The sequence below is a fragment of the Escherichia sp. MOD1-EC7011 genome (assembly GCF_002965005.1).
Lineage (GTDB): Bacteria > Pseudomonadota > Gammaproteobacteria > Enterobacterales > Enterobacteriaceae > Escherichia > Escherichia ruysiae.
Genome location: NZ_PTRD01000031.1, coordinates 34,898 through 60,966, shown reverse-complemented (window position 1 = coordinate 60,966; position 26,069 = coordinate 34,898). Strand labels below are relative to the sequence as shown.

The 26,069-nt window shown below is 51.4% G+C and carries 23 protein-coding genes and 2 pseudogenes; 11 read left to right on the top strand and 14 right to left on the bottom strand.

Features of this window, described 5'->3' with window-relative positions:
* Positions 1–4: 4 nt before the first annotated feature.
* Positions 5–1,024, bottom strand: coding sequence for a lysophospholipase L2 (gene pldB / locus A7098_RS16370; RefSeq protein WP_105281100.1), 1,020 nt, complete (start codon positions 1,022–1,024; stop codon positions 5–7).
* Between the two features lie 110 nt (positions 1,025–1,134).
* On the opposite strand from pldB, the gene rhtB reads away from it, so the two are divergent.
* Positions 1,135–1,755 carry a homoserine/homoserine lactone efflux protein gene (gene rhtB, locus A7098_RS16365; RefSeq protein WP_000142514.1) on the top strand — a complete coding sequence of 207 codons (621 nt, stop codon included), beginning with the start codon at positions 1,135–1,137 and terminating at the stop codon, positions 1,753–1,755.
* 60 nt (positions 1,756–1,815) lie between these two features.
* On the opposite strand, the gene rhtC is transcribed toward rhtB, so the two are convergent.
* From rhtC to pldA, 3 genes are all read right to left on the bottom strand, one after another.
* Positions 1,816–2,436: a threonine export protein RhtC gene (rhtC, locus tag A7098_RS16360; protein WP_000928829.1), complete on the bottom strand. Its 621-nt coding sequence runs from the start codon at positions 2,434–2,436 to the stop codon at positions 1,816–1,818.
* Positions 2,437–2,499: 63 nt separating this feature from the next.
* Positions 2,500–4,329, bottom strand: coding sequence for an ATP-dependent DNA helicase RecQ (gene recQ / locus A7098_RS16355; protein ID WP_105281112.1), 1,830 nt, complete (start codon positions 4,327–4,329; stop codon positions 2,500–2,502).
* A gap of 132 nt (positions 4,330–4,461) precedes the next feature.
* Positions 4,462–5,331, bottom strand: a complete 870-nt coding sequence (pldA, locus tag A7098_RS16350) for a phospholipase A (protein WP_001259600.1) — start codon at positions 5,329–5,331, stop codon at positions 4,462–4,464.
* 162 nt (positions 5,332–5,493) lie between these two features.
* Between pldA and yigI the strand changes: the two genes are divergently transcribed.
* Complete coding sequence (yigI, locus tag A7098_RS16345) at positions 5,494–5,961, top strand: acyl-CoA thioesterase YigI (RefSeq protein ID WP_001277144.1); 468 nt, start codon at positions 5,494–5,496, stop codon at positions 5,959–5,961.
* Positions 5,962–6,159: 198 nt separating this feature from the next.
* Positions 6,160–7,047 carry an EamA family transporter RarD gene (gene rarD, locus A7098_RS16340; RefSeq protein WP_105281099.1) on the top strand — a complete coding sequence of 296 codons (888 nt, stop codon included), beginning with the start codon at positions 6,160–6,162 and terminating at the stop codon, positions 7,045–7,047.
* A 49-nt stretch (positions 7,048–7,096) separates the two neighbouring features.
* Here the strand turns inward: rarD and A7098_RS24260 are convergent.
* The 3 genes and pseudogenes from A7098_RS24260 to ysgD form a co-directional block, all read right to left on the bottom strand.
* Positions 7,097–7,395, bottom strand: a pseudogene (locus tag A7098_RS24260) (hypothetical protein).
* Between the two features lie 616 nt (positions 7,396–8,011).
* A complete protein-coding gene (gene corA / locus A7098_RS16325; RefSeq protein WP_000947145.1) occupies positions 8,012–8,962 on the bottom strand; it encodes a magnesium/cobalt transporter CorA in 951 nt (316 codons plus the stop codon).
* 151 nt (positions 8,963–9,113) lie between these two features.
* Complete coding sequence (gene ysgD / locus A7098_RS24255) at positions 9,114–9,170, bottom strand: YsgD/CorL family protein (RefSeq protein ID WP_212723238.1); 57 nt, start codon at positions 9,168–9,170, stop codon at positions 9,114–9,116.
* 161 nt (positions 9,171–9,331) lie between these two features.
* Between ysgD and A7098_RS16320 the strand changes: the two genes are divergently transcribed.
* Positions 9,332–10,096, top strand: a complete 765-nt coding sequence (locus A7098_RS16320; RefSeq protein ID WP_105281098.1) for a phosphodiester glycosidase family protein — start codon at positions 9,332–9,334, stop codon at positions 10,094–10,096.
* A 136-nt stretch (positions 10,097–10,232) separates the two neighbouring features.
* On the opposite strand, the gene uvrD is transcribed toward A7098_RS16320, so the two are convergent.
* The 6 genes from uvrD to A7098_RS16290 form a co-directional block, all read right to left on the bottom strand.
* The gene (gene uvrD / locus A7098_RS16315; RefSeq protein WP_000383446.1) at positions 10,233–12,395 is read right to left on the bottom strand and encodes a DNA helicase II; all 2,163 of its coding nucleotides are present in this window, start codon (positions 12,393–12,395) and stop codon (positions 10,233–10,235) included.
* An 83-nt stretch (positions 12,396–12,478) separates the two neighbouring features.
* Positions 12,479–13,195, bottom strand: a complete 717-nt coding sequence (gene yigB / locus A7098_RS16310) for a 5-amino-6-(5-phospho-D-ribitylamino)uracil phosphatase YigB (protein ID WP_001213580.1) — start codon at positions 13,193–13,195, stop codon at positions 12,479–12,481.
* Positions 13,195–14,091 (bottom strand): tyrosine recombinase XerC, encoded by an 897-nt coding sequence (gene xerC, locus A7098_RS16305; protein WP_032226917.1) that lies wholly within the window; start codon positions 14,089–14,091, stop codon positions 13,195–13,197. The genes yigB and xerC overlap by 1 nt, the downstream gene beginning before the upstream one ends.
* Positions 14,088–14,795, bottom strand: a complete 708-nt coding sequence (locus A7098_RS16300; protein ID WP_000812782.1) for a DUF484 domain-containing protein — start codon at positions 14,793–14,795, stop codon at positions 14,088–14,090. The genes xerC and A7098_RS16300 overlap by 4 nt, the downstream gene beginning before the upstream one ends.
* Positions 14,792–15,616, bottom strand: coding sequence for a diaminopimelate epimerase (dapF, locus tag A7098_RS16295; RefSeq protein ID WP_001160645.1), 825 nt, complete (start codon positions 15,614–15,616; stop codon positions 14,792–14,794). Before dapF ends, A7098_RS16300 begins: the two co-directional genes overlap by 4 nt.
* Positions 15,617–15,652: 36 nt before the next feature.
* The gene (locus tag A7098_RS16290; protein ID WP_000799886.1) at positions 15,653–15,856 is read right to left on the bottom strand and encodes a lipoprotein; all 204 of its coding nucleotides are present in this window, start codon (positions 15,854–15,856) and stop codon (positions 15,653–15,655) included.
* A gap of 197 nt (positions 15,857–16,053) precedes the next feature.
* Between A7098_RS16290 and A7098_RS23975 the strand changes: the two are divergent.
* Both A7098_RS23975 and cyaY read left to right on the top strand, forming a co-directional pair.
* Positions 16,054–16,230, top strand: a pseudogene (locus A7098_RS23975) (DKNYY family protein); the annotation flags it as partial.
* A gap of 47 nt (positions 16,231–16,277) precedes the next feature.
* Positions 16,278–16,598, top strand: coding sequence for an iron donor protein CyaY (gene cyaY / locus A7098_RS16285; protein ID WP_000999935.1), 321 nt, complete (start codon positions 16,278–16,280; stop codon positions 16,596–16,598).
* A 39-nt stretch (positions 16,599–16,637) separates the two neighbouring features.
* Here cyaY and cyaA read toward each other — a convergent pair whose 3' ends face one another.
* Positions 16,638–19,184: a class I adenylate cyclase gene (cyaA, locus tag A7098_RS16280; RefSeq protein WP_000281706.1), complete on the bottom strand. Its 2,547-nt coding sequence runs from the start codon at positions 19,182–19,184 to the stop codon at positions 16,638–16,640.
* 385 nt (positions 19,185–19,569) lie between these two features.
* On the opposite strand from cyaA, the gene hemC reads away from it, so the two are divergent.
* The 5 genes from hemC (at position 19,570) to aslA (ending at position 25,977) form a co-directional block, all read left to right on the top strand.
* Positions 19,570–20,511, top strand: a complete 942-nt coding sequence (gene hemC, locus A7098_RS16270) for a hydroxymethylbilane synthase (protein ID WP_105281097.1) — start codon at positions 19,570–19,572, stop codon at positions 20,509–20,511.
* Positions 20,508–21,248, top strand: a complete 741-nt coding sequence (gene hemD / locus A7098_RS16265; RefSeq protein WP_105281096.1) for a uroporphyrinogen-III synthase — start codon at positions 20,508–20,510, stop codon at positions 21,246–21,248. The genes hemC and hemD overlap by 4 nt, the downstream gene beginning before the upstream one ends.
* Positions 21,249–21,269: 21 nt before the next feature.
* Positions 21,270–22,445 carry a uroporphyrinogen-III C-methyltransferase gene (gene hemX / locus A7098_RS16260; RefSeq protein WP_105281095.1) on the top strand — a complete coding sequence of 392 codons (1,176 nt, stop codon included), beginning with the start codon at positions 21,270–21,272 and terminating at the stop codon, positions 22,443–22,445.
* 2 nt (positions 22,446–22,447) lie between these two features.
* Positions 22,448–23,644: a protoheme IX biogenesis protein HemY gene (hemY, locus tag A7098_RS16255; protein ID WP_000921807.1), complete on the top strand. Its 1,197-nt coding sequence runs from the start codon at positions 22,448–22,450 to the stop codon at positions 23,642–23,644.
* A 677-nt stretch (positions 23,645–24,321) separates the two neighbouring features.
* Complete coding sequence (aslA, locus tag A7098_RS16250) at positions 24,322–25,977, top strand: arylsulfatase AslA (RefSeq protein WP_105281094.1); 1,656 nt, start codon at positions 24,322–24,324, stop codon at positions 25,975–25,977.
* Positions 25,978–26,069 lie beyond the last annotated feature (92 nt).

Sequence of the window (26,069 nt, the reverse complement as noted above, 5' to 3'; positions counted from 1 at the left end):
AAATTTAAACCTCTATAGAGCGATTTCCGCTGGGTGAGTTATGCCGGTTGAAAAATTCAACGATGGCGTGGAGCGCGACTGAGCGCATTGCGTCCTTTTCAAAAAGGATCTCATGGTACGCACCTTTAATTACCAGCGGTCGCTCCCCTTCTACAGGATGACCCGCTGCGGCGCGGAGTTCACAAAAACGGTCGTGCATACGGTTATCCACCACGCGTTCCTCTTCAGCCTGCAAGAGAAGCGTTGGCGTGGCGTCATCACCCGCACCGGCTAACACCTGTTCGCCGGCCAGAATACTTTCGCGTACCCAATGGTAGGTCGGCCCACCGACGCGAATCGTTGGGTCATCAGCATAGAAACGTAAATTACGTCGATATCGTTGCCTGCTGTGGGTCAGTACATTGATGGTAAACGGCAGCGCGCGCCAGCGCCCGGTGCCAATCGCATAGCCATCACGAAAACGTGGATGCGCTTCTGCCCAGTTAAGGATCTTCCGCGCCATAAATGATGGCATACGAATCACAATCCCAAACATTGGCGCAGTTAGCGCAATGGCATCGCATACGCCGGGGTGACGTTGCAGAAACAGCGTGGAGATTGCACCGCCCATCGAGTGCGCCAGTATATAGCGTTTACGCCACGGACCAGGCTGAACTTCTTGTTGCCAGAACGCCGCCAGATCATCAACATAATCATTAAAGCGATTAACATGACCAAGATGCGGATCGGCTAACAGCCGACCGGAACGCCCCTGACCGCGATGGTCGATGATTAACACATCAAACCCCAGATGGAACAGGTCGTAGGCCAGCTCCGCATACTTTACATAGCTCTCAATACGCCCCGGACAAATGACGACCACCCGATCATGTTGAGCGCGAAAGCGGACAAAACGCACCGGAATGTCATCCACGCCGATAAACTCTGCTTCGTCCCGCTGACGCCAGAAGTCAGTCAGTGGCCCCATCGTAAAAGCAGCAAACGCTTTTTCTCTTGTTTCCCAGTCTTTTTGCTGCTGAAACATCGGGTAATCTGCCTCTTAAACCACGTAAAATCGTTTTTTTAAGCGTGCCTGACACAACGCTGCGACAGTAGCGTATTGTGGCACAAAAATAGACTATCCGGGAGATTCCCATGACCTTTGAATGGTGGTTCGCCTACTTACTGACATCGATCATTTTAAGCCTCTCGCCAGGCTCTGGCGCAATCAACACCATGACCACTTCGCTCAACCACGGTTATCGCGGCGCGGTGGCGTCTATTGCAGGGCTTCAGACCGGACTGGCGATTCATATTGTGCTGGTTGGCGTAGGTTTGGGGACGCTGTTTTCCCGCTCAGTGATTGCGTTTGAAGTGTTGAAGTGGGCGGGCGCGGCTTATCTGATTTGGCTGGGAATACAGCAGTGGCGCGCCGCTGGTGCAATTGATCTTAAATCGCTGACGCCTACCCAATCGCGCCGCCACCTGTTCCAGCGGTCAGTGTTTGTGAATCTTACTAATCCCAAAAGTATTGTGTTTCTGGCGGCGCTATTTCCGCAATTCATCATGCCGCAACAGCCGCAACTGATGCAGTATATCGTGCTCGGCGTCACCACTATTGTGGTCGATATTATTGTGATGATCGGTTACGCCACCCTCGCCCAACGAATCGCACTCTGGATTAAAGGGCCGAAACAGATGAAGGCGCTGAATAAGATATTCGGCTCGCTGTTTATGCTGGTGGGGGCGCTGTTGGCATCGGCAAGACATGCCTGAAAATAATGTCGGATGCGGCGTAAACGCCTTATCCGACCAACTCTGATGATGCGTCTGGCATCAACGCGAAATAATCAAATGAATGCCAAATCCGGCAAATAACGCTCCGGCAAAACCGTCGATCCACTTCGCCAGACGTTGATAACCCCTGCGCATTTGCGGTAGCGCAAACAGGCTGGCAACAACGGTAAACCACGCCAGCGTTTCGACAATAATCAGCGCGAAAATGCCCCAGCGTTCGGTGGTGCCGACGTTATCGCCGACAAACAGCGAGAACACCGAGCCAAAGTAGATAATCGCTTTCGGATTGGCGAGATTGGTCAGCAAGCCTTTCAGGAAACTGCGTCCGCTTTTCGCCAGTTCCACCTGTGGCGCAGGCGCAGAAACAGCCTCTTTTTTCAGCGCACCGCGCAGCATCTGGTAACCCATCCAGCAAAGATACAGACCACCGCCAACCATAATTAGCGTATGCAGCCAGGCCATTTTTTCGATAATCAGATGCAGGCCAAGCAGCGCGATTCCTGCCCAGACCATTACGCCGCAGGTAATGCCCAGCACGCCCATCATCGCTTCTTTACGGGAACGACTAACGGCGGTCTGAGAGACAAAAAAGAAATCGGGGCCGGGGCTCATAAGCGCCACAATGTGCACCATGGCAACGGTGAGAAATAACATCAACATACATTTGACTCGCGGGGAAAACGTTTACGGAATGTTCATCCTGGCACTTTTTTATGCCGTTGACTACTCTTCGTCATCGCCGTCGACATGAGCGCGGATCAGCGTCATAAACGGTTTACCAAAGCGTTCCAGCTTGCGCATCCCGACACCGTTTACACTCAACATTTCGCTGGCGGTGATCGGCATCTGTTCAGCCATCTCAATCAAGGTAGCGTCGTTAAACACCACGTACGGCGGGACATTGCTTTCATCGGCAATCGATTTACGCAGTTTGCGTAATTTGGCGAACAGTTTGCGATCGTAATTGCCGCCGAAGGATTTCTGCATCGCTTTCGGTTTGAGTGCCACAATACGCGGCACGGCGAGTTGCAAAGAGGATTCGCCACGCAGCACCGGACGCGCGGCCTCTGTCAGTTGTAGCGCAGAATGCTGGGCGATATTTTGCGTCACCAGACCGAGGTGAATCAGTTGGCGGATCACGCTCACCCAGTGTTCATGACTTTTATCACGACCCATGCCGTAAACTTTCAGTTTGTCATGGCCATAGTCGCGGATACGCTGATTATTAGCACCACGGATCACTTCCACCACATAGCCCATACCAAACCGCTGATTCACACGACCAATGGTAGAAAGCGCAATCTGCGCATCGGTTGAACCATCGTATTGTTTCGGCGGATCGAGGCAGATATCGCAGTTCCCACACGGTTCCTGACGCCCTTCGCCAAAGTAGTTCAGCAGTACCAGACGACGACAGGTTTGCGCTTCGGCAAACGCGCCCATCGCATTCAGTTTATGGCGCTCGATATCCTGTAGTTGCCCCTGCGGCTTTTCTTCCAGACAGCGGCGCAACCACGCCATATCTGCCGGATCGTAAAACAGCATCGCTTCCGCTGGCAGGCCGTCACGCCCGGCGCGACCTGTTTCCTGATAGTAGGATTCAATATTGCGCGGAATATCAAAGTGCACCACGAAGCGAACGTTAGGCTTATTGATTCCCATGCCGAAGGCCACGGTAGCCACCACAATTTGCAGGTCATCACGCTGGAATTTTTCCTGCACGTCGGCACGGACATCGTTTTCCAGCCCTGCGTGATACGCCGCTGCGCTAATACCCCGACCTTGCAGGCGCGCAGCGGTGTCTTCTACTTTCGCACGGCTATTGCAGTAAATAATCCCCGACTTACCGCGTTGTTCCTGAACGTAACGCATCAGTTGATCGAGTGGTTTAAATTTCTCCATCAACATGTAGCGAATATTCGGGCGGTCAAAACTACTGATTTGGATCAGCGGATCATTAAGCCCCAGCAGGCGCACGATATCTTGCCGCGTGGTGTCATCGGCAGTAGCGGTTAACGCCATAAACGGCAACGTCGGGAAACGCTGGCGCAACTGGCCGAGCGCGGCATATTCCGGGCGGAAATCGTGACCCCATTGGGAAATACAATGCGCTTCATCAACGGCTAATAAGACAGGATTCCAGTGCGCCAGATGCTCAAGGAAGTTATCCAGCATCAGGCGTTCCGGCGCGATATATAGCAGGCGAATTTGCCCGGTACGGCAGCCTGTCATCACTTCAAGCTGCTGCTCGCGGTTCTGCGTCGAGTTAAGGCACGCCGCCGCCACACCGTTGGCTTGCAGTTGATCCACCTGATCTTTCATCAACGAAATTAGCGGTGAAACAACGACAGTAAGACCGTTCAATAACAACGCAGGGATTTGATAGCACAGGGATTTTCCGCCGCCAGTTGGCATGACGACGAGGCAATCGCGACCGGAAAGTACGGTGTCGATAATTTCTTCCTGACCGGGGCGAAACTGTTGGTAGCCAAAGGTTTCTTGTAAAACCTGTTTAGCTCCGAACTCCAGATTCAACACTTCCGCCTGCGCCACATTCACCCCAATTGCCTGAAATAAAAACAGGCGCTATTTTCAGCGCCTGCGCAAGAAACTGCAATGCTTTTAGTTTCTGAGAGGGTAATACTGGATGCTGGATTCCAGATTTGCCAACCACTCAACCGTTCATCAAAACAAGTCGTTTAGCATAACCCCCACACCGACGCGGGTCTGGTTAAAGTTATAGTCGATGAGCGATTCGCCGTAACCGCTGTAGACTTGGGTATAAAGTCGCACATGTTTGGTAATCGGGTAACTTAAGCCTAACTCCGCACCACCGTAACCGGTGTTCCAGTTGTACTGTCCTTTCGCGCTCAATACGGCATCACCCAGGTGGTAGCCGATTTTAAGCTGGTAGTACCCCATATATTTGGTGATATCCGGGTTATCGTCTGTATTACCCACTACATACCACGGTTTGACTTCCACCAGCCAGTTGCCGTTTTCTGCCATCAGGCGGGTATAGATACGGTTCCAGCTACGGGACGTCGGGTCAGATCGCCCGTTTGAATCGTGGTTGTAGCCCATTTCCACATCGCGCAGTGTCCAGCCAGCAAAGCGGTAATCGGTAGCAAAACCGAGGAATAATTGCGGTTCGTAATTAGTTTCACGAAACGGCGATGACTCTTCGCTATTAGAAAGCTGCCACCAGGATTTCTGGGTGTAAGACGCACCCAGTACAGAGTTTGCTCCCAAAATCCCACGCCAAAGCGGAAACGCCAGACTTAACTGGAACTTTACTTCATCCTTACGCGCGTTTTCTGCCCAGTCGTAACTGGCAATCGCTTCTTTATTCAGATCGCTGGTCTGGGTATAGATGATGTAGTTGGTGTCATAAGGATAAAGGGTGAAAGGATTATCATGTTCCTGCAACATATTGGCGATAATACTACCGCGCACAACAGGCGCATCATGCACCTCTTTCACCGTTGCCTCTTGTGCATGTACCGCCAGCGGCAGCATATATACAGGCAACAACCAGCCCAGAAGAGTCCGCATCGGTCATGTTCTCCGTGACGAATTATTGATTAGATGAATATTTCTGCAGGCTATTCTACATACTTAACTCAATTGCCGTTAGTTATCCCTTCCTAAAGTAGAAACCAACAACAAAGAAGCATAAAATCAACATTTCATTAACTATTGAAGTGTAAGGATGATATGTCTGCCGTACTGACTGCTGAACAAGCCCTGAAATTAGTGGGTGAAATGTTTGTCTATCACATGCCGTTTAACCGGGCATTGGGGATGGAACTGGAGCGTTACGAAAAAGAATTTGCGCAGCTGGCCTTTAATAATCAGCCAATGATGGTCGGTAACTGGGCGCAAAGTATTTTGCACGGCGGGGTGATTGCGTCGGCGCTGGATGTCGCCGCTGGCCTGGTATGTGTAGGCAGCACTTTAACGCGTCACGAAACCATTAATGAAGATGAACTGCGCCAGCGGCTATCGCGGATGGGAACCATAGATCTTCGCGTCGATTATCTGCGTCCAGGCCGGGGTGAGCGTTTTACAGCCACCAGTAGCCTGTTACGTGCGGGTAATAAAGTCGCCGTCGCCCGTGTCGAACTGCACAATGAAGAACAGCTTTATATTGCCAGTGCTACCGCCACCTATATGGTAGGTTGAAAATCTAAAAGCAGGTAAACTGCTTAAACTGATGACAAACGCAAATTGCCTGATGCGCTACGCTTATCTGGTCTACCAGAGAAATGCAATGTATTGAATTTGCATTCTTTTGTAGGTTGGGTAAGGCATGAACAAAGCGCACTTTGTCAGCCATCTGAGCAGGTAAACTGCAATTAACAACAAAAAATGAGTTTTCCAATGGATACAAAACAAACGCGGCAGGGCGTATTACTCGCTCTTGCCGCTTATTTTATTTGGGGTATTGCACCTGCGTACTTCAAACTGATTTATTACGTACCTGCTGATGAGATCCTGACGCATCGTGTAATCTGGTCGTTTTTCTTTATGGTGGTGTTGATGAGCATCAGCCGCCAGTGGTCCTATTTAAAAACCCTGATTCAGACGCCGAAGAAAATATTTATGCTGGCAGTCTCTGCTGTGCTAATTGGTGGCAACTGGTTACTGTTTATCTGGGCAGTGAACAATCACCATATGCTGGAGGCCAGCCTTGGATACTTTATTAATCCACTGGTGAATATATTGCTGGGGATGATTTTCCTCGGCGAGCGATTCCGCCGGATGCAATGGCTGGCAGTGATTCTGGCGATTTGTGGTGTGCTGGTCCAGCTCTGGACTTTTGGTTCGCTGCCAATCATCGCGCTGGGACTGGCATTTAGTTTTGCCTTCTACGGCCTGGTGCGCAAGAAGATTGCGGTAGAAGCACAAACCGGCATGTTAATTGAAACCATGTGGTTGCTGCCCGTGGCGGCGATTTACCTGTTTGCTATTGCCGACAGCTCAACCAGCCATATGGGGCAAAACCCGATGTCGCTAAATTTACTGCTGATCGCCGCCGGTATTGTCACTACCGTACCGCTGTTGTGTTTCACCGCCGCTGCCACGCGCTTGCGTCTCTCAACGTTAGGCTTTTTCCAGTATATTGGCCCGACGCTGATGTTCCTGCTGGCAGTGACGTTTTATGGTGAAACACCGGGGGCAGATAAAATGGTGACCTTCGCCTTTATTTGGGTGGCGCTGGCAATTTTTGTGATGGATGCAATTTATACGCAGCGTCGAAAAAGTTAATAAATTCATTTGGGTAGATCCATTTTAATGGGTCTACCCAGTGGTTTAACTATCTTTTTTTGAGAAACAATAAGATAACAAAAAGAACAACATTTGTTATTGGAAATATACCTAACACCCCCAGAACTTACTCAATCCAAGAGAAGTCGTATATCTTCCTATTATTTGACAAAATCCAAAGCATAACCCTAAGCCTATACTTTTTAAGTTTAATGTCGTTGCCAGACTTAAAATAAATAGAATGAGGAGAGTGATAACCCACCACAATAACCATGCCTTAACAAAATCTGCTTTTGTGCTGTAAGGCTCTTTACCCAAGAACAACTGCCAAAAATTACCATTTCCCATATAGAATCCATTCACTAAAAATATTATTTATATAAACAAATATTATTTAATTAAATATGGTTCCACTCAATAAAAACTTACACACTCTAAATTACTATTGTATAGTTATCAATACAAAGGCTGCCCTATTGCATAGATATAGCAAGCTATATGTTCTAAATAATGTATATACACTTAAACCAATCATATACAAAACAATATAAAAATGTTTAAATCATGTATTAAAAATATATTATACCTATCCAGGCTTGAGCGTTTATCACGTTTGCAGTTCATAATCTACACATTAACATCATGGACAATATTAATAACCTTGAATGATATCAACCTGGCTTTGAGTTTCATTCTGGTCACCACTAATACGTATGTGAATATCAACATCGGAGCTAAAAGAATAAGAGATACAGGATGTAAGGCAATCTACTTCGTATTGATTTCATTGGGTTTGACACTTTTTTCTATTATCTCTGCTGCAATTGAAGGGGTGAGATGTGATTCATTAAGCGCCCAACTCAACGTGGCATGGATATTATTCACTACAATTATGTTATCTGCGATTCCCTCGGCTAAAGTGTCGCTGTCAGCACACTAACTTACTCACAGCGACATCGTATAGTTACAGCCAGTTCTTCCGCTTAAAGTACAGATACGGTGCCAGGCCTGCAAGGATCATAAAGATAATCGCGCCTGGGTAGCCGAAGCTCCACTTCAGTTCCGGCATAAACTCAAAGTTCATCCCGTAGCTGGAAGCGACCAGTGTTGGCGGCAGGAACACGACGGATACCACCGAGAAGATTTTGATGATGCGGTTCTGCTCGATGTTGATAAAGCCCATCGCCGCCTGCATCAGGAAGTTCACCTTCTGGAACAGGGATTCGTTATGCGGCAGCAGGGATTCGATATCTCGCAGAATTTCACGCGCCTGCTCCAGTTGCCCGCCAGGTAAACGCGCCTTGCGCACCAGGAAGTTGAGCGCGCGCTGGGTATCCATCAGACACAGACGAACTTTCCAGCCGATATCTTCCAGTTCCGCCAGCGTGGAGAGCGCCTCGTCGTACTCATCGCCCTGATGCCCCTCCATAATTACCCGGCTCAACTGCTCCAGATCGCTGTAGATGTTTTCAATTTCATCCGCCAGCTGTTCGATTTTGGTTTCGAACAGATCCAGCAGCAGCTCGTAGGCGTTACCGTCAACCATTGACTGGCTACGGGCGCGCATACGATACAGACGGAATGCAGGCAGCTCGCGCTCACGCAGGGTAAACAGGCGACCATCGCGGATAGTAAATGCCACAGTGGAGTTACCGGCGTGATCTTCCGCATCTTCAAAGAAGAAGAAGGAGTGAATATGCAGGCCATCATCGTCTTCAAAGAAACGCGCCGATGCTTCGATGTCTTCCAGTTCCGGGCGAGTTGCCAGGCTCTGACCAAGTTCAGATTGTACGCGCAGTCGCTCGTCGTCATCCGGTTCGACAAGATCAATCCATACTGCATCTACAAGGGGTTGTGACTCTTCGACTTCCAGCCGGGTCAGTCGGTTATTTTCCAGTTGAAATGCGCTCAGCATGACCGGGACTCCCAATGCTTAAAATATCGGACAGTTCGGTGGGCACACAGAAACAAATTGGGTTTCAGACCATTAAACAGCCTGACTCAGCGCGACGGGAAAAATTGAGGTCGCTGACAACCGCTAAGGCTATCAGCAAAAAGGGATAGCCTTAGGAGTTGATCCTGGATGACAGGATAATGAGCCAGTATCTACTGGGTGTGTCCAAGGCGAATGTCCTCTTAGAGTGATCGTGCGCGCATGTTACGCCAGCAAAATTTTGCCGTCAACACGCAACGGAACACCACAGAACAATAGTTGAACTTCGCGCTTTTTGGTACTCGTCAAGGTCGTTAACAGGATAAAAAAATCACACATCCAGGACCTATAATGGCGCATCGGCTACTCATTGGTAAAGGAATGATCACCTTGAATCTCAAACGGATTTTACCCGCCCTCGTCTTACTCCCCTTATTTGCTGTTGCCGCTGATGATTGCGCACTCTCAGATCCGACGCTGACCGTGCAGGCGTATACCGTTAATCCTCAAACCGAACGGGTGAAAATGTACTGGCAAAAAGCCAATGGCGAAGCGTGGGGAACGTTACATTCGCTGCTGGCTGATGTTAATAGTCAGGATCAGGTTCAGATGGTGATGAACGGCGGCATCTATGATGAAAGCTATGCGCCGCTTGGTTTGTACATCGAAAACGGTCAGCAGAAGGTGGCGCTAAATCTCGCCTCAGGGGAAGGGAACTTCTTTATCCGTCCTGGCGGCGTGTTTTATGTCGCGGGAGATAAATTCGGCATCGTTCTTCTGGATGAATTTAAAGCAAGTAAAGAAATTCAGTTTGCGGTGCAGTCAGGGCCAATGTTGTTAGAAAACGGGGTCATAAATACACGTATTCACCCGAATGTTGCCTCGCGCAAAATTCGTAATGGAGTAGGGATTAATAAACAAGGGAACGCCGTGTTTTTACTTAGCCAGCAGGCGACAAATTTTTATGATTTTGCCTGCTATGCCAAAGCGAAACTGGACGTAGAGCAGCTGCTTTATCTTGATGGCACGATTTCACATATGTATATGAAAGGCTGGGCAATTCCGTGGCAACGCTATCCTTTTGTTACCATGATTTCCGTCGAGCGGAAAGGTTAGAATGATAGTTTTGTGTCAGATACTAAATATGGTGCTGATGCCGGATGCGGCGTAAACGCCTTATCCGGCCTACCGGGTGCAATTCTCGTAGGCCGGATAAGGTGCGCAGCACCGCATCCGGCAACGTGATCGTAAATTACACCGTCTCCAGCCGGGCGTAAGCTGCCACCAGCCATTTGATTCCCTGGCCCTGGAATGCCACCTGCAAACGGCTATGTTCGCCACTGCCTTCCATATTGACGATAGTGCCTTCACCAAACTTAGCGTGGCGCACGCGCTGGCCGAGCTTGTAGCCGCTGTCGTTCTCAACCATCGGCGTACCCATGCGCTGATGGCTAACCGGGCGGCTTACCGTGGCGCGCAGGCGCACCTCTTCCACACACTCTTCCGGCAGCTCGCCAATAAATCGCGACGGGCGATGGTAAACTTCTTTGCCATACAGACGGCGGGTTTCCGCGTAGGTCAGCGTCAGTTTCTGCATCGCACGGGTTACACCAACGTAGGCCAGACGGCGTTCTTCTTCCAGACGCCCGCCTTCATCCAGCGACATCTGGCTTGGGAACATGCCCTCTTCCATACCGACAATAAACACCTGCGGGAACTCCAGGCCTTTTGCCGAGTGCAGCGTCATCAGCTGTACCGCATCCTGCCAGGTATCCGCCTGCCCTTCACCTGCTTCGAGCGCCGCATGGGAGAGGAACGCCTGTAGCGGCATTAAATCTTCGTCTTCTTCGTTGTAGCTGAACTGGCGCGTTGCCGTCACCAGTTCCTCTAAGTTTTCGATACGCGTCTGGCCTTTTTCGCCTTTCTCCTGCTCGTACATGGTGCGCAGGCCGGAGTCTTTAATTACCCGGTCAGTCTGTACATGCAGCGGCATATCGGCAGTTTCTTGCGCTAAGGCGTCAATCAGTTCCATAAACCGCTGCAAGGCGCTGGCAGCACGTCCGGCGAGGGCTTTTTCCTGCAACAGTTCACGACACGCCTGCCAGAGAGTTAACTGGCGATCGCGCGATGTCTGGCGCACTACGTCCAGCGTCCGGTCACCAATACCACGCGTTGGCGTATTGACCACGCGCTCAAATGCCGCGTCATCGTTACGGTTGGCGATCAGGCGCAGATACGAGAGCGCATCTTTGATTTCCTGACGTTCGAAGAAGCGCATACCGCCATAAATACGATACGGCATACTGGCCTGCAATAAGGCTTCTTCCAGTACACGCGACTGGGCGTTGCTACGGTAGAGAATGGCGCACTCAGCGAGCGCCCCGCCGTTGTCCTGCCAGGTTTTGATGCGGTTAACGACAAAACGCGCTTCGTCGAGTTCGTTAAAGGCGCAATAGAGGGAAATCGGCTCACCGTCCGCGCCATCAGTCCACAGTTTTTTACCCAGACGCCCGTTGTTGTTTTCAATCAGGGCGTTGGCGGCGCTCAGAATGTTGCTGGTTGAGCGGTAGTTCTGCTCCAGACGAATAGTTTCGGCACCGGGGAAATCATTGAGGAAACGCTGAATATTCTCTACCTGCGCCCCACGCCAGCCGTAGATTGACTGGTCGTCATCACCAACAATCATCACTTTGCCGGTATCGCCCGCCAGCAGACGGATCCACGCGTACTGAATGTTGTTGGTATCCTGGAATTCATCCACCAGAATGTTGGTAAAACGTTCGCGGTAGTGTTGAAGGATATGTGGCTTGTTAAGCCACAGTTCGTGGGCGCGAAGCAATAGTTCGGCGAAGTCCACCAGGCCTGCGCGGTCACACGCTTCCTGATACGCCTGATAAACCTTCTGCCAGGTCTGCTCCACCGGATTACCGTAGCTTTGAATATGATGCGGGCGCAGCCCTTCATCTTTCTGGCTGTTGATGTACCACATTGCCTGACGCGGCGGCCACTGCTTCTCATCGAGGTTCATCGCCTTGATCAAACGCTTAAGCAGACGCAATTGGTCTTCGCTATCGAGGATCTGAAAATCCTGCGGTAGATTGGCGTCCATATGGTGCGCACGTAGCAGGCGGTGCGCCAGCCCGTGGAAAGTACCGACCCACATGCCGCCCTGGCTGGTGCCCATCAGTTGCCCGATACGATGACGCATTTCCGCCGCCGCTTTGTTGGTAAACGTCACCGCCATAATCGAGTACGGCGAGCAGTTTTCCACGCTCATCAGCCAGGCGATACGATGCACCAGTACGCGCGTCTTACCACTGCCCGCGCCCGCCAGCACCAGAAGGTTGCTGCGTGGCGCGGCCACCGCTTCGCGCTGTTTGTCATTAAGGCTTTCGAGCAGGTAAGAAACGTCCATTGGCACCGCCGCGTAAAAATAGGTTGGGCGGAGAAGCGCAACGCCCTCCGCCAAAAAGCTGGGTATATATACAGATTTGCTGATTATATCAGCGAGGTCAGAGATGCCAACCGGGAAATTTCCAGATGCGGCAGTAAACGGCTGTCCCAGGTTTGCATCAGGCAGCCATTTTCCGGCCTGATCCAACAGGCCTGCATTCCGCTGCGGATCGCCCCACCCACGTCGGTGGTAAGATCGTCACCTACATGTAAGATCTCGCCGATCGGCACATTGAGTTTTTCTGCCGCCAGAAAGTACATATCGCTGAACGGTTTCGAGCGCCCGTGCGGGCCAGCGCGCAGCACAAACTCAAAGTAGTCGCCCAGACCAAACAGTTCCGGCTGCGCGTTACCGTTGGTGATCGCTACCAGCGGCCATTTCTTCGCCAGCTGTTTTAAGGTGTCGTGGGTTTGCTGCGGAACATCGATTCGGCTGCGCCATTTGGCAAAGTTGATCATCGCCGCGTGTGCGCCTGCGCTGGCTTCTTCCGCGCTCAGCCCGGCGTCAAGCATCGCTTGTTCAATCGAGCGAAAACGCCAGCGCGTCACGTCGTGATAAATCTCGGGTTCCGCTTCCCGTACCGCCTGGCGCAGACGTTGCAGATCTTCATTCTGGAAGCTGCGCAGCGCCGGATGATAATTTTGCACAAAAGTCAGCGCCTCCCGCTCGGTGCGCAAAATCACCGGACGGTTGTCGTAAAGGGTATCATCCAGGTCAAAGGTGAGCGCCGAGATGCGCCCCAAAGGCCGGTAAAAACGCATTATTTCCCCCGTTTGGCGCGTGGATGCGCCGCATCATACACCGAGGCAAGGTGTTGAAAATCAAGATGAGTATAGATTTGTGTGGTTGAGAGATTGGCATGACCCAACAGCTCTTGCACACCACGCAGATCACCACTCGACTCCAGCATATGCGTGGCGAATGAGTGACGTAATTTATGCGGGTGAACGTGATTATTCAGCCCCTGTTTTATGCCCCATTCGGCAAAGCGTTTCTGCACATTACGCGCGGAGATACGCTTGCCCAGTTTCGACAGGAAAAGCGCGTCGTCTTCGCTACCAAACAGGTCACGCAAATCAAGCCAGTGCTCAATCCACGCTACGGCGTTGCGACCAATCGGCAGGCGGCGCTCTTTGCTGCCTTTCCCCATCACCCACACTTCGCCGGACTCCAGGTCGAGGTGTTTTATATCCAGCCCCACCAGCTCGGAAAGACGCAGCCCCGCGCCGTACATCACTTCCAGCATTGCACGGTCGCGTACAGCAAGGGGATCGTTGATATCAATATCCAGCAGCCGATTCATATCATCGACATCGATATTTTTCGGCAGATGACGCGGCGCTTTCGGTGCCGAAACACCTTTCGCCGGGTTAGCTTTGAGTTCGTTCTGGCTGACCAGCCAGTCAAAAAAGCTACGTAGCGCGGAAAGCCGTAATGCGAGGCTTGCCGCGCCCAGCCCCTTACGGCGACTGCGTACAGCAAAATTGCGCACCATCGTCACATCACATTGCTGCCAGCTTTGCAGGCCGTTTTCACTGGCAAAATCAATGATCGCCTCAAGCTGGCGCTGGTAGTTAACCAGGGTAATTGGGCTAAGCTGACGCTCTACGCCGAGATAACGTAGGTAGCGTTCCACATCGGTATGTAAATCGGTCATACGCGTTCAATCCAACGCTCCAGAAGCTCCGGCATCATCAGCGCAATTTCATGGAGTAACTGCGTTCCCTGCCCTTGTTGATAATGGTTGGCATCGCGACTGGTGAACAGCACCACACCAAGATCAGCATCACTTCCCAGCATCGACATCGCCACCGACCCCACCGCTTTCGCTTCCGGCAGCACCACCAGCAGTTCCGGCCCGTTAAGCGGCCCCAGATAATGCTGTTCCTGCCCCAGACGCTGAATACGCAGCGGTTCGAAAGCCTGACGGCTTAATGCCAGATGGGTATGGTTCGACGGCGCACCTAAACGCCAGCGATCCGGAAACAGGCGCACACTCGCGCCAGCCAGGCCGAGATCGCGAGCCCAGCGGTGAAAGCGCATTAGCATATCGTCGAGGCTGCTGGCGGCAGTAAGAGTGCGCTGCAAATAGAGTAAGCGATAAAACAGGCCTTCGTTAGCGATAGCCTGTTCCATCAACAGCGCCATGTTCTCTTCCAGAACATGAATATGGTTACGCGCGCGAGCCATATGCCATTCGACGAGTGAAACGGTGCCACGTACCGGATGCGGCACACGAATTGACTCTACTGCGTGCGCATTGCGGATAAAAAACTCAGGATTTTTAATCAGATAATCGACAACCGCCCGGTCATCAAGCTCCGTGAGTGTTTCCTGTAGTTCTTCCCCTGGTTGCTTCATAGATGAATAAATCCGTCGTAAACATGTACTGCCGGACCCGTCATATATAACGGATGACCCGGACCTTTCCAGGCAATATCAAGGCGACCGCCAGGGAGTTCCACACGAACTTCTTCGGCCAGCAAACCTTGCTGAATCCCTACCGCTACCGCCGCACACGCGCCGCTGCCGCAGGCCTGGGTTTCTCCTGCACCACGTTCATAGACACGTAAACGAATATGCTCGCGCTTAACCACTTGCATAAAACCGATGTTGGCACGTTCCGGGAAACGTTCGTGGCTTTCCAGAACAGGCCCCAGTGTTTCTACCGCCGCAGTATCGACATCATCGACCTGAATCACGCAGTGCGGATTTCCCATCGACACCACGCCGCACAAGATTGTCTGCTCGGCGGCGCGCATGATATAGGTCTTTTCCGCTTTGTTGGCGCGAAATGGCACGGCGGAAGGTTCGAAATTTGGTTCACCCATATTTACCCGTACCAGATCGTCATCAGTGACGGTCAGTACCATCCGACCATTGGCAGTGCTGACGCGAATATCGCGCTTATTGGTCAGCCCTTTCAGGCGTACAAAGCGGGCAAAGCAGCGTGCACCGTTGCCACACTGCGCCACTTCACTACCGTCAGCATTGAAAATGCGATAGTGGAAATCCAGTTCTGGATCGTACGGCGGCTCGACCACCAGTAGCTGATCAAAACCCACACCCAGGTGCCGATCCGCCAGGCGACGAATCAGATCCGGTGAAAAAAAGACATTCTGCGTTACCGCGTCGACGACCATAAAATCGTTGCCAAGGCCATGCATTTTCGAGAACTGCATCATTTACTCCAATCACGCGGGTACAGAAACTGACTTTTAGTAATTCACCTGAGATGGGCCATCGCCAGTGGCGCGGTCGTTTTTATCCGGCAACGTGGATTGTGTTTGCGTATCTACCGGTTTAGTCGGCGGTGGCGCATTTTTATCTGCGGGCGGGAAATAGAGCGGACCTTTCAAACCGCAGCCCGTCAGGCTGAAAAGAGTAAGTAATACAGTGAGTGCTTTAAACACGTTTTTCATTATGGATTGCCTGTAAAGTTCATCGCTTTCTGCTTTCTATCATCGCAGGAGAAGACGTAAAAGCAAGCGTTTAGCGACTCTTTATGAAGTCTGAAAAGTGAGGAATTGCTGCGAGTATAACGCTTACAAGAGAGGATTTATGTTTTGCTGGTAGTTTCGTGATCGGCACCTCGCGCCAGGATGGCTTTATGCACTATCGCAATGTTTATACCTGGACCGATACAGAGGTAAGGGTTACACCCTCCCCCTGCCCGGCGAAAACACACGTCAGAGAGGAAGATGCGCGTGAAATTCAAAACAGAGACATTATTATTCCGATGACGGAGGAATCATGCCGGAACGCAGCAGCAGACGGGCAAACTTTGATGCCCTGACGCCAGGCCGCTATACTGCCGCCATCACGTAAAAACAGGATACAACAATGAACGACAGTGAATTTCATCGCCTGGCTGACCAACTGTGGCTAACCATTGAAGAACACCTGGACGACTGGGATGGCGACAGCGATATCGACTGCGAAATCAACGGCGGCGTACTGACCATTACCTTTGAAAACGGCAGCAAAATCATTATCAACCGCCAGGAACCGCTGCACCAGGTATGGCTGGCAACCAAACAGGGCGGCTACCACTTTGATCTGAAAGGCGACGAATGGATTTGCGATCGCAGTGGCGAAACCTTCTGGGATTTGCTGGAACAGGCGGCGACGCAGCAGGCGGGAGAGAGGGTGAGCTTCCGTTAAGGTTTCATGCCGGATAAGCCTCGCTTTCCGGCATACTCATCACGAAAAATACTGCTGTAACAGCGGCGTGTCATTATCCTGATTGGCTGGCGGCATGTTGCCGATAGATTTGGTACGGAACGGAATGACCTGTTCGCGACCATCGACCTTCACAATCTGATAGAACTGCGGCAGGTTGAAGTTGATGAAACTGGAGCCGTAAGTGAAACGGTCGTGCGATGACGAGTAGAAACGGCTGACGTCACGCACCAGCTCCTCTTTACTACCTTCGCAGTGGTGATACACCTCAACTCGATTGCTTTCATCGAGAATATAGATATTAAAGCCGTTCTCATCGTGCGTTTCTTCGAAGAAGAACTGGATGATCCCTTCGCTGGCAAAGCCATCCACTACTGCCGGTAATTTGACGTGATTGGTCTCAACCTGCACTGACAAACCATGCAGTTTGTTATGCGAGATCGCGCCATAAAACTCGATAGCATTTTCCAGTTTCTGCACAGACACATTCAGGCGTTCGAAGAACAAGCCCCAGGTTTGACCAGAAACGCGCAGCGCCTTGAAGCGCCCGGTTTCCTGGCGAGTGCTGGAAAGACGCAGTTCGATACACTCAGAAACCAGTTGTTGCACGCGAGTACGGATTAATCCGCGCAGATGCTGACTGTAGCAGAAGACTTCTACGCTATCAGGCGGAGCGGCGTCCTGATGCATTTTGCCAAGAATCGTTTTCAGGGCTTCAATCATCGACTGCTCGCCGTTGAAATGTAGCGTACGCACTTCATTCCACGAGTTGCGATACAACAGATCAACACTACCCACCAGGCATTTTTGTTCTTCGCCAAAGCTGAAGACATCCAGCTTACGGAAATCGAAATGTACTACCTGATTACGAAACGCTGTCGTCGGGTCATATTCCAGGTTGACGATAATCGCCAGATGGCGGATCTCACAAGGACTGTAGAGCGCCTTCGGCGTCGGCGCAGGTAAGCGCAACGGGAAATGGTGCGACACATCAGCCACCATCTCTTGCAACTTAGGCAGATCGACAATGCCGTTGCCTTTAATAAACAAATGCGTTCGTGATGTCAGCAAGCCATTAAACCACGCCCAGGCCACCAGCTTATTCAGATAGCGGTTATATTCCAGCGGCTGATGGCTGATGATCGACTCGATTGTCGGCGCACGATTATACAGATACCAGCCAGAACGATTAGCGCGGCCCGGCGGTACATAAATAAAGGTCAGGTTTGGCTCGGAAAGATCCGGTGAAATCTGCGGGTTTACCAGCGTCACTTTCCCCGGTAATGCTTCAAACGCAGCGTACAGTTTACGCGTCAGCACGCCGATATCCTGCGGGCTGGCGGAAACGCTAAGATTATTGCGACGGGCAAAGCGGATCAGATTACGGTAGCTCTGCATCATTGCATCAAGCAACTCGTTGTGCGCTTCACGCACCTGATCAATCTTCCAGTTGGCGCGATTATCGAGCATCGCCAGACGGGCTTCGTCCCATCCCCACTCTTTTACCAGTTGGCTTAAGACTTCCCGACGCCAGCCTACGCAAGCGCGCTCGCGGCTGAGTTTTTCGCACACTTTTAAATAGAAGCAGCGGCGCACTAAATCCAGACGGGTGAAATCTTCAATTGCCGTCAAATATTCAGTAACGCGTTCCAGCATCATGCAGTACGGATCGAGACCAAATGACACTATCTCGCCGTCGTGCAAACGCTGTTTGATATCTTTCGCCAGCAGGCGTGGGTCTGGATATTCCCAGGAATAAGCTTCCAGCAACAGTGTTTTCAGCACCGCTTTGTACGGAGAATCGATACTTTTGTAGAGTTGCCAAAGGCTGGCACCAAAGTACTCTTCAGCGGAAAGCGAGCTTAAGCCACCGAGATCCAGCCATTCATTTGGCGTTAATACACCCTGCGCGTAGAGCGTCATTACGTAGTCATCGTAATGCTCCTCTTCGTCGCACGGCACCATATTCCACAGAATACGCTTACCGGCGAGACGCACGGCGGTACGATAAAATTCGTCAAGCAGCAGTATATGCTGGGTAGAGCCACAATCTTCCCCCCCCAGACTGCCACTTTCATTATGGCGGAAACGGTTTTCATCAATCAGGAAGAAGCTGACTTCCACGCCCAGCGAGGCGGCCCAGCTTTCCAGCAGACTGCATTTACGTTGTAGTAACTGGCGCTCTTCGCTATCGAGCCAGGATTGATGGCAGACCCAGATATCCAGATCGGAGGAACAGCTTTGCCCTATAGACGAGGTGCTGCCCATGGTGTATACGCCAGTAATCGGAAGCTCGCCTTTTGGCGGGTCCTGTACTGACATTCCACGATACAGTTCCAGTTCGTTCAGGTAGTGGCGTTGGGTTTCATCAGGCGTGTAAAGGCAAATGCCCCTGGGAACATTACCATCAAGGTAACCCGGCATTAGCGGATGGTGATAGTGCAACAATGTCGGCAGCAGACTGTAGACCTGTTGGAATGCAGGCCCCATAGCAGCAAGCGCGCGATCCACGCGCAATTGATTTATGGCATCCAGTCTCTGTTTCAGAGTCTCAATATAGAGGTACAAGACGTATCGCCTGATTTGCTACCCGTCATGTCTGTGATTCCGCCAACATCAACGGAAACACGCGGCATTCGGGATATTTCGTATGTCAAAGGTAACCGTACCACTTTCCGCGCCTGGTTTTTTTAGTTTCACGACGAAAAAATGGTCTAAAACGTGATCAATTTAACACCTTGCCGGTTGACCGTAAAGAAAGATGCGCTACATACAAGTGTAGCACCGTTTATTCTCTGTAAATTCCTTATTACGACGGCTTGAAGCGCCTGTCAGGAACCACCGCCTGGCTACATTTTACGTTTTACACAGGCATCGACGTTTCACCACAACACTGACATCGCTCCGGCAAGGATGTTAGGATGGACCATGGATGATAATGACGGTAACAAGCATGTTAGACAATGTTTTAAGAATTGCCACACGCCAAAGCCCACTTGCACTCTGGCAGGCACATTATGTCAAAGACAAGTTGATGGCGAGCCATCCAGGGCTGGTGGTTGAACTGGTGCCGATGGTGACGCGCGGCGATGTGATTCTTGATACGCCGCTGGCGAAGGTTGGCGGAAAAGGCTTATTTGTGAAAGAGCTGGAGGTCGCGCTCCTGGAAAACCGTGCCGATATCGCCGTGCATTCAATGAAAGATGTGCCGGTTGAATTTCCGCAAGGTCTGGGGCTGGTCACCATTTGCGAGCGCGAAGATCCTCGCGATGCCTTTGTTTCCAATAACTATGAAAGTCTGGATGCGTTACCCGCAGGCAGCATCGTCGGTACTTCCAGCTTACGCCGCCAGTGCCAACTGGCTGAACGCCGTCCGGATCTCATTATCCGTTCTCTGCGCGGCAATGTCGGTACTCGTCTGAGTAAACTGGATAATGGCGAATACGATGCCATTATTCTTGCTGTGGCTGGCTTAAAACGTTTAGGGCTGGAGTCTCGCATTCGTGCTGCGCTGCCGCCTGAAGTTTCTCTTCCAGCAGTAGGACAAGGTGCAGTAGGCATTGAATGCCGCCTGGATGATTCGCGCACCCGCGAGGTACTCGCCGCGCTGAATCACCACGAAACGGCGCTGCGCGTCACCGCCGAACGTGCCATGAATACCCGCCTCGAAGGCGGTTGTCAGGTGCCGATTGGTAGCTATGCCGAACTTATCAATGGCGAAATCTGGCTGCGTGCGCTGGTTGGCGCACCGGACGGTTCGCAGATTATTCGCGGTGAGCGCCGTGGCTCGCCGCAGGCTGCCGAGCAAATGGGCATTTCGCTGGCGGAAGAGCTACTGAATAACGGCGCGCGCGAGATCCTCGCCGAAGTTTACAGCGGAGATGCGCCAGCATGAGTATCCTGGTCACCCGCCCATCTCCCGCAGGAGAAGAGTTAGTGAGCCGTCTGCGCGCACTGGGACAGGTGGCCTGGCATTTTCCGCTGATTGAGTTTTCTCCGGGTCGGCAACTGCCACAACTTGCCGACCAGCTGGCGGCACTGAGCGAAGGAGATCTACTATTTGCCCTTTCGCAACATGCCGTTGCTTTTGCACAGTCGCAACTGCATCAGCAAGGTCTCCAGTGGCCCGCCCTACCCGCTTATTTCGCCATTGGTCGCACTACTGCACTGGCGCTGCATACCGTGAGCAGACACGAAGTTCGTTATCCGCAGGATCGGGAAATCAGCGAAGTCTTGCTACAATTACCTGAATTACAAAATATTGCAGGCAAACGTGCGCTAATTTTACGTGGCAACGGCGGTCGTGAGCTGATCGGGGACACCCTGACGGCACGCGGTGCTGAAGTCATTTTTTGCGAATGTTATCAACGATGCGCCATTCATTACGATGGTGCAGAAGAAGCGATGCGCTGGCAAACTCGCGAAGTGACAACGATCGTTGTTACCAGCGGTGAAATGCTGCAACAGCTCTGGTCGCTGATTCCACGATGGTATCGTGAGCACTGGTTACTACGCTGTCGACTACTGGTCGTCAGCGAGCGTCTGGCGAAACTCGCCCGGGAACTGGGCTGGAAAGATATTAAGGTCGCCGATAACGCAGACAACGATGCGCTTTTACGGGCATTACAATAACTCTCATAACAGGAAGCCATAATGACGGAACAAGAAAAAACCTCCGCCGTGGTTGAAGAGACCAGGGAGGTCGTGGACACCACGCCACAATCTGTCACAGTAGAAAAAAAGAGTAATAACAGTACTGCTCTGATTTTAAGTGCGGTGGCTATCGCTATTGCTCTGGCTGCAGGTGTCGGTTTGTATGGCTGGGGTAAACAACAGGCCGTCAATCAGACGACCACCAGTGATGTTCTGGCTAACCATCTCGCGGCTCTGCAAAAAGCCCAGGAGAGCCAAAAAGCCGAGCTGGAAAGCATCATCAAGCAACAGGCTACACAGCTAGAGCAGGCAAATCGTCAGCAGGAAACGCTGGCCAAACAGCTGGATGAAGTTCAACAAAAGGTCGCCACTATCTCAGGTAGTGATGCCAAGACCTGGCTGCTGGCGCAGGCTGATTTCCTTGTGAAGCTCGCCGGACGTAAGTTGTGGAGCGATCAGGACGTCACTACCGCTGCGGCATTGCTGAAAAGCGCAGACGCCAGCCTGGCGGATATGAATGACCCAAGTCTTATTACCGTTCGCCGGGCAATTACCGATGATATCGCCAGCCTTTCTGCGGTCTCGCAGGTAGATTATGACGGCATCATCCTCAAGCTGAATCAGCTTTCTAATCAGGTTGATAACCTGCGTCTGGCCGATAATGATAGCGACGGTTCGCCGATGGATTCCGATGGTGAAGAGCTTTCCAGCTCCATCAGCGAATGGCGCATCAATCTGCAAAAAAGCTGGCAGAACTTTATGGACAACTTCATTACGATTCGCCGTCGTGATGACACCGCCGTACCGCTGTTAGCACCGAATCAGGATATCTATCTGCGCGAAAATATTCGCTCTCGCCTGCTGGTCGCGGCACAAGCTGTACCACGCCATCAGCAAGAGACTTACCGCCAGGCGCTGGAGAACGTCTCCACCTGGGTACGTGCTTACTACGATACTGACGATGCCACCACCAAAGCGTTCCTCGACGAGGTGGATCAGTTAAGTCAGCAAAATATCTCGATGGATCTCCCGGAAACCCTGCAAAGCCAGGCAATGCTGGAAAAACTGATGCAGACTCGCGTGCGCAATCTGCTGGCGCAACCAGTAACACCAGTAGCGGAGGCTGCACCTGCACCGCAAGCTGATACACCGGCAGCCGCGCCGCAAGGAGAATAACCATGCTAAAAGTGTTATTGCTCTTTGTGTTGCTGATTGCAGGCATCGTCGTTGGCCCAATGATTGCCGGACATCAGGGTTACGTACTGATCCAGACGGATAACTACAATATCGAAACCAGCGTCACGGGACTGGCAATCATTTTGATTCTGGCTATGGTGGTGCTGTTTGCTATCGAATGGTTACTGCGACGGATTTTCCGCACAGGCGCGCACACTCGCGGTTGGTTTGTCGGGCGTAAACGTCGCCGCGCGCGTAAACAGACCGAACAGGCGCTGCTGAAACTGGCGGAAGGTGATTATCAGCAAGTCGAAAAGCTGATGGCGAAAAATGCCGATCATGCTGAGCAACCCGTAGTGAACTATTTGCTGGCTGCCGAAGCCGCGCAACAGCGTGGTGATGAATCGCGCGCCAATCAGCATCTGGAACGCGCGGCGGAACTGGCGGGCAATGATACCATTCCGGTAGAAATCGCCCGCGTTCGCCTGCAACTGGCGCGTAATGAAAACCATGCAGCACGCCACGGCGTGGATAAGTTGTTGGAAGTAACGCCACGCCATCCAGAAGTATTACGTCTGGCTGAACAGGCTTATATCCGCACGGGCGCATGGAGTTCGCTACTGGACATCATCCCATCAATGGCGAAAGCCCACGTTAGCGATGAAGAACACCGCGCCGCACTGGAACAACAGGCATGGATTGGTCTGATGGATCAGGCGCGGGCTGATGACGGTAGTGAAGGCTTGCGTAACTGGTGGAAAAATCAAAGCCGGAAAACGCGTCATCAGGTGGCGTTGCAGGTGGCAATGGCGGAACATCTTATTGAGTGTGATGACCATGACACCGCCCAGCAAATTATCATCGACGGCCTGAAACACCAGTATGACGATCGTTTGCTGCTGCCGATCCCACGCCTGAAAACCAACAATCCAGAACAACTGGAAAAAGTGCTGCGCCAACAGATCAAAAACGTGGGCGATCGCCCGCTGTTATGGAGCACATTGGGTCAGTCGCTGATGAAACATGGCGAATGGCAGGAAGCATCCCTCGCCTTCCGTGCGGCGCTGAAACAACGCCCGGACGCCTATGATTATGCATGGCTTGCCGACGTGCTGGACAGACTGCACAAGCCGGAAGAAGCCGCAGCGATGCGCCGCGACGGTTTAATGCTGACCTTACAGAACAACCCGCCGCAATAGTTCTCTCTCACCCGGAGGCAAGCACCTCCGGGGGCTTTCTGATACATAAAAAAACGCCTGCTCTTATTACGGAGCAGGCGTTAAAACAGGTCTGTATGACAACAAGTGGGTGCTTCACTCAACGTTGTGTCCATGGTGTCTGATGAGGCAAAAGCGACATCTGTCAGTGGACGATAAGCACCGTAAACGGCTCTGCGTCATTCCTAAGTTTATGAGGCACTAAGGCGAACATAAGAGATGGAATGAGCATCTACCCAATTATTATGCCACACTGACCCTGGAAATAACATCCTTTAATACTTGTTATGAGACAATTCTGTACCCTGTTTTCATGCACTTGCAATAATTACATTAGTGAATGTTATCTCAAATCTGGCAACCGCGATTATATATTTCATGAATAATTAAAGTCGTTAAATAGGCAATATAAATATTAATTGAATTCAAAATAAAAACAGCATAAATAATCAATAATATATAATAAACCAGCCTTACATATCCGCCACGCTGGAGGTAGGATTGAAAATGCTCTCCTGATATTCATATACATTCCCACAGTATATAAATAATATATTTCCATAAATTATTTATATAACTATTTTATCAGGGAGAAGGATCTCAATTATCAATGCTTAATTACGTCATCATTTTGATGACATGAAACCGGAGCATTTTGCATGGAATTTTCGTTTTCACCCAAACTTCTTGTTGTTGCTGTCGCCGCCGCTCTTCCTCTCATGGCCAGCGCAGCAGATACCCCGTCAACTGCCACCGCACGCAAAGGCTTTGCCGGATACGATCACCCAAACCAGTATCTGGTTAAACCGGCGACCACTATTGCCGACAACATGATGCCAGTAATGCAGCATCCGGCGCAGGATAAAGAAACCCAGCAGAAACTGGCGGAACTTGAGAAAAAAACCGGCAAGAAACCGAACGTGGTTGTTTTCTTGCTGGACGATGTAGGCTGGATGGACGTTGGCTTTAACGGCGGCGGCGTGGCAGTAGGTAACCCAACGCCAGATATTGACGCCGTTGCCAGCCAGGGGCTGATTTTAACGTCTGCTTATTCACAACCCAGTTCTTCACCAACCCGCGCAACGATTCTCACTGGACAGTATTCCATCCACCACGGCATTTTGATGCCGCCGATGTACGGACAACCTGGCGGTCTGCAAGGGTTAACGACACTACCGCAACTGCTGCATGATCAAGGCTATGTCACCCAGGCCATCGGGAAATGGCACATGGGGGAAAACAAAGAGTCGCAGCCACAGAACGTCGGCTTTGATGATTTCCGTGGCTTCAACTCAGTGTCCGATATGTATACCGAATGGCGTGATGTTCACGTAAACCCGGAAGTCGCCCTGAGCCCGGATCGTTCTGAATACATCAAAAAACTGCCGTTCAGTAAAGATGACGTTCATGCGGTGCGCGGCGGTGAACAGGAAGCCATTGCCGACATTACGCCGAAATATATGGAAGATCTGGATCAGCGTTGGATGGAATATGGCGTTAAGTTCCTCGACAAAATGGCAAAAAGCGACAAACCTTTCTTCCTCTATTACGGTACTCGCGGCTGTCACTTTGATAACTACCCGAACGCAAAATATGCGGGAAGTTCTCCGGCGCGCACCTCTTACGGCGACTGTATGGTTGAGATGAACGATGTGTTCGCCAACCTGTATAAAGCACTGGAGAAAAACGGTCAGCTCGATAACACGCTGATTGTCTTTACCTCCGATAACGGCCCGGAAGCCGAAGTGCCGCCGCACGGTCGCACACCGTTTCGTGGCTCTAAAGGTTCGACCTGGGAAGGCGGCGTTCGCGTACCGACTTTCGTTTACTGGAAAGGGATGATCCAACCGCGTAAATCTGACGGTATTGTCGATCTGGCAGATCTCTTCCCTACCGCGCTGGATCTGGCTGGTCATCCTGGGGCGAAAGTGGCAAATTTAGTGCCGAAAACCACCTTTATCGATGGCGTGGATCAGACATCCTTCTTCCTGGGAACAAATGGTCAGTCTAACCGTAAGGCCGAGCACTACTTCCTCAACGGTAAACTCGCTGCTGTGCGTATGGATGAGTTCAAATATCATGTTCTTATTCAGCAGCCATATGCCTATACCCAGAGCGGATATCAGGGAGGATTCACCGGTACAGTAATGCAAACGGCGGGCTCTGCGGTATTTAATCTCTATACCGATCCGCAGGAAAGCGACTCCATCGGCGTGCGCCATATTCCGATGGGAGTACCGCTACAGACCGAAATGCATGCGTATATGGAGATCCTGAAAAAATATCCGCCACGCGCGCAGATTAAATCTGATTAAGCCGGCGCTATCGCTACATCGGGCCACACTGACCTTGCCGGATGCGGCGTGAACGCCTTATCCGGCAATCAACCGCAGGCGGCCTCCAAATG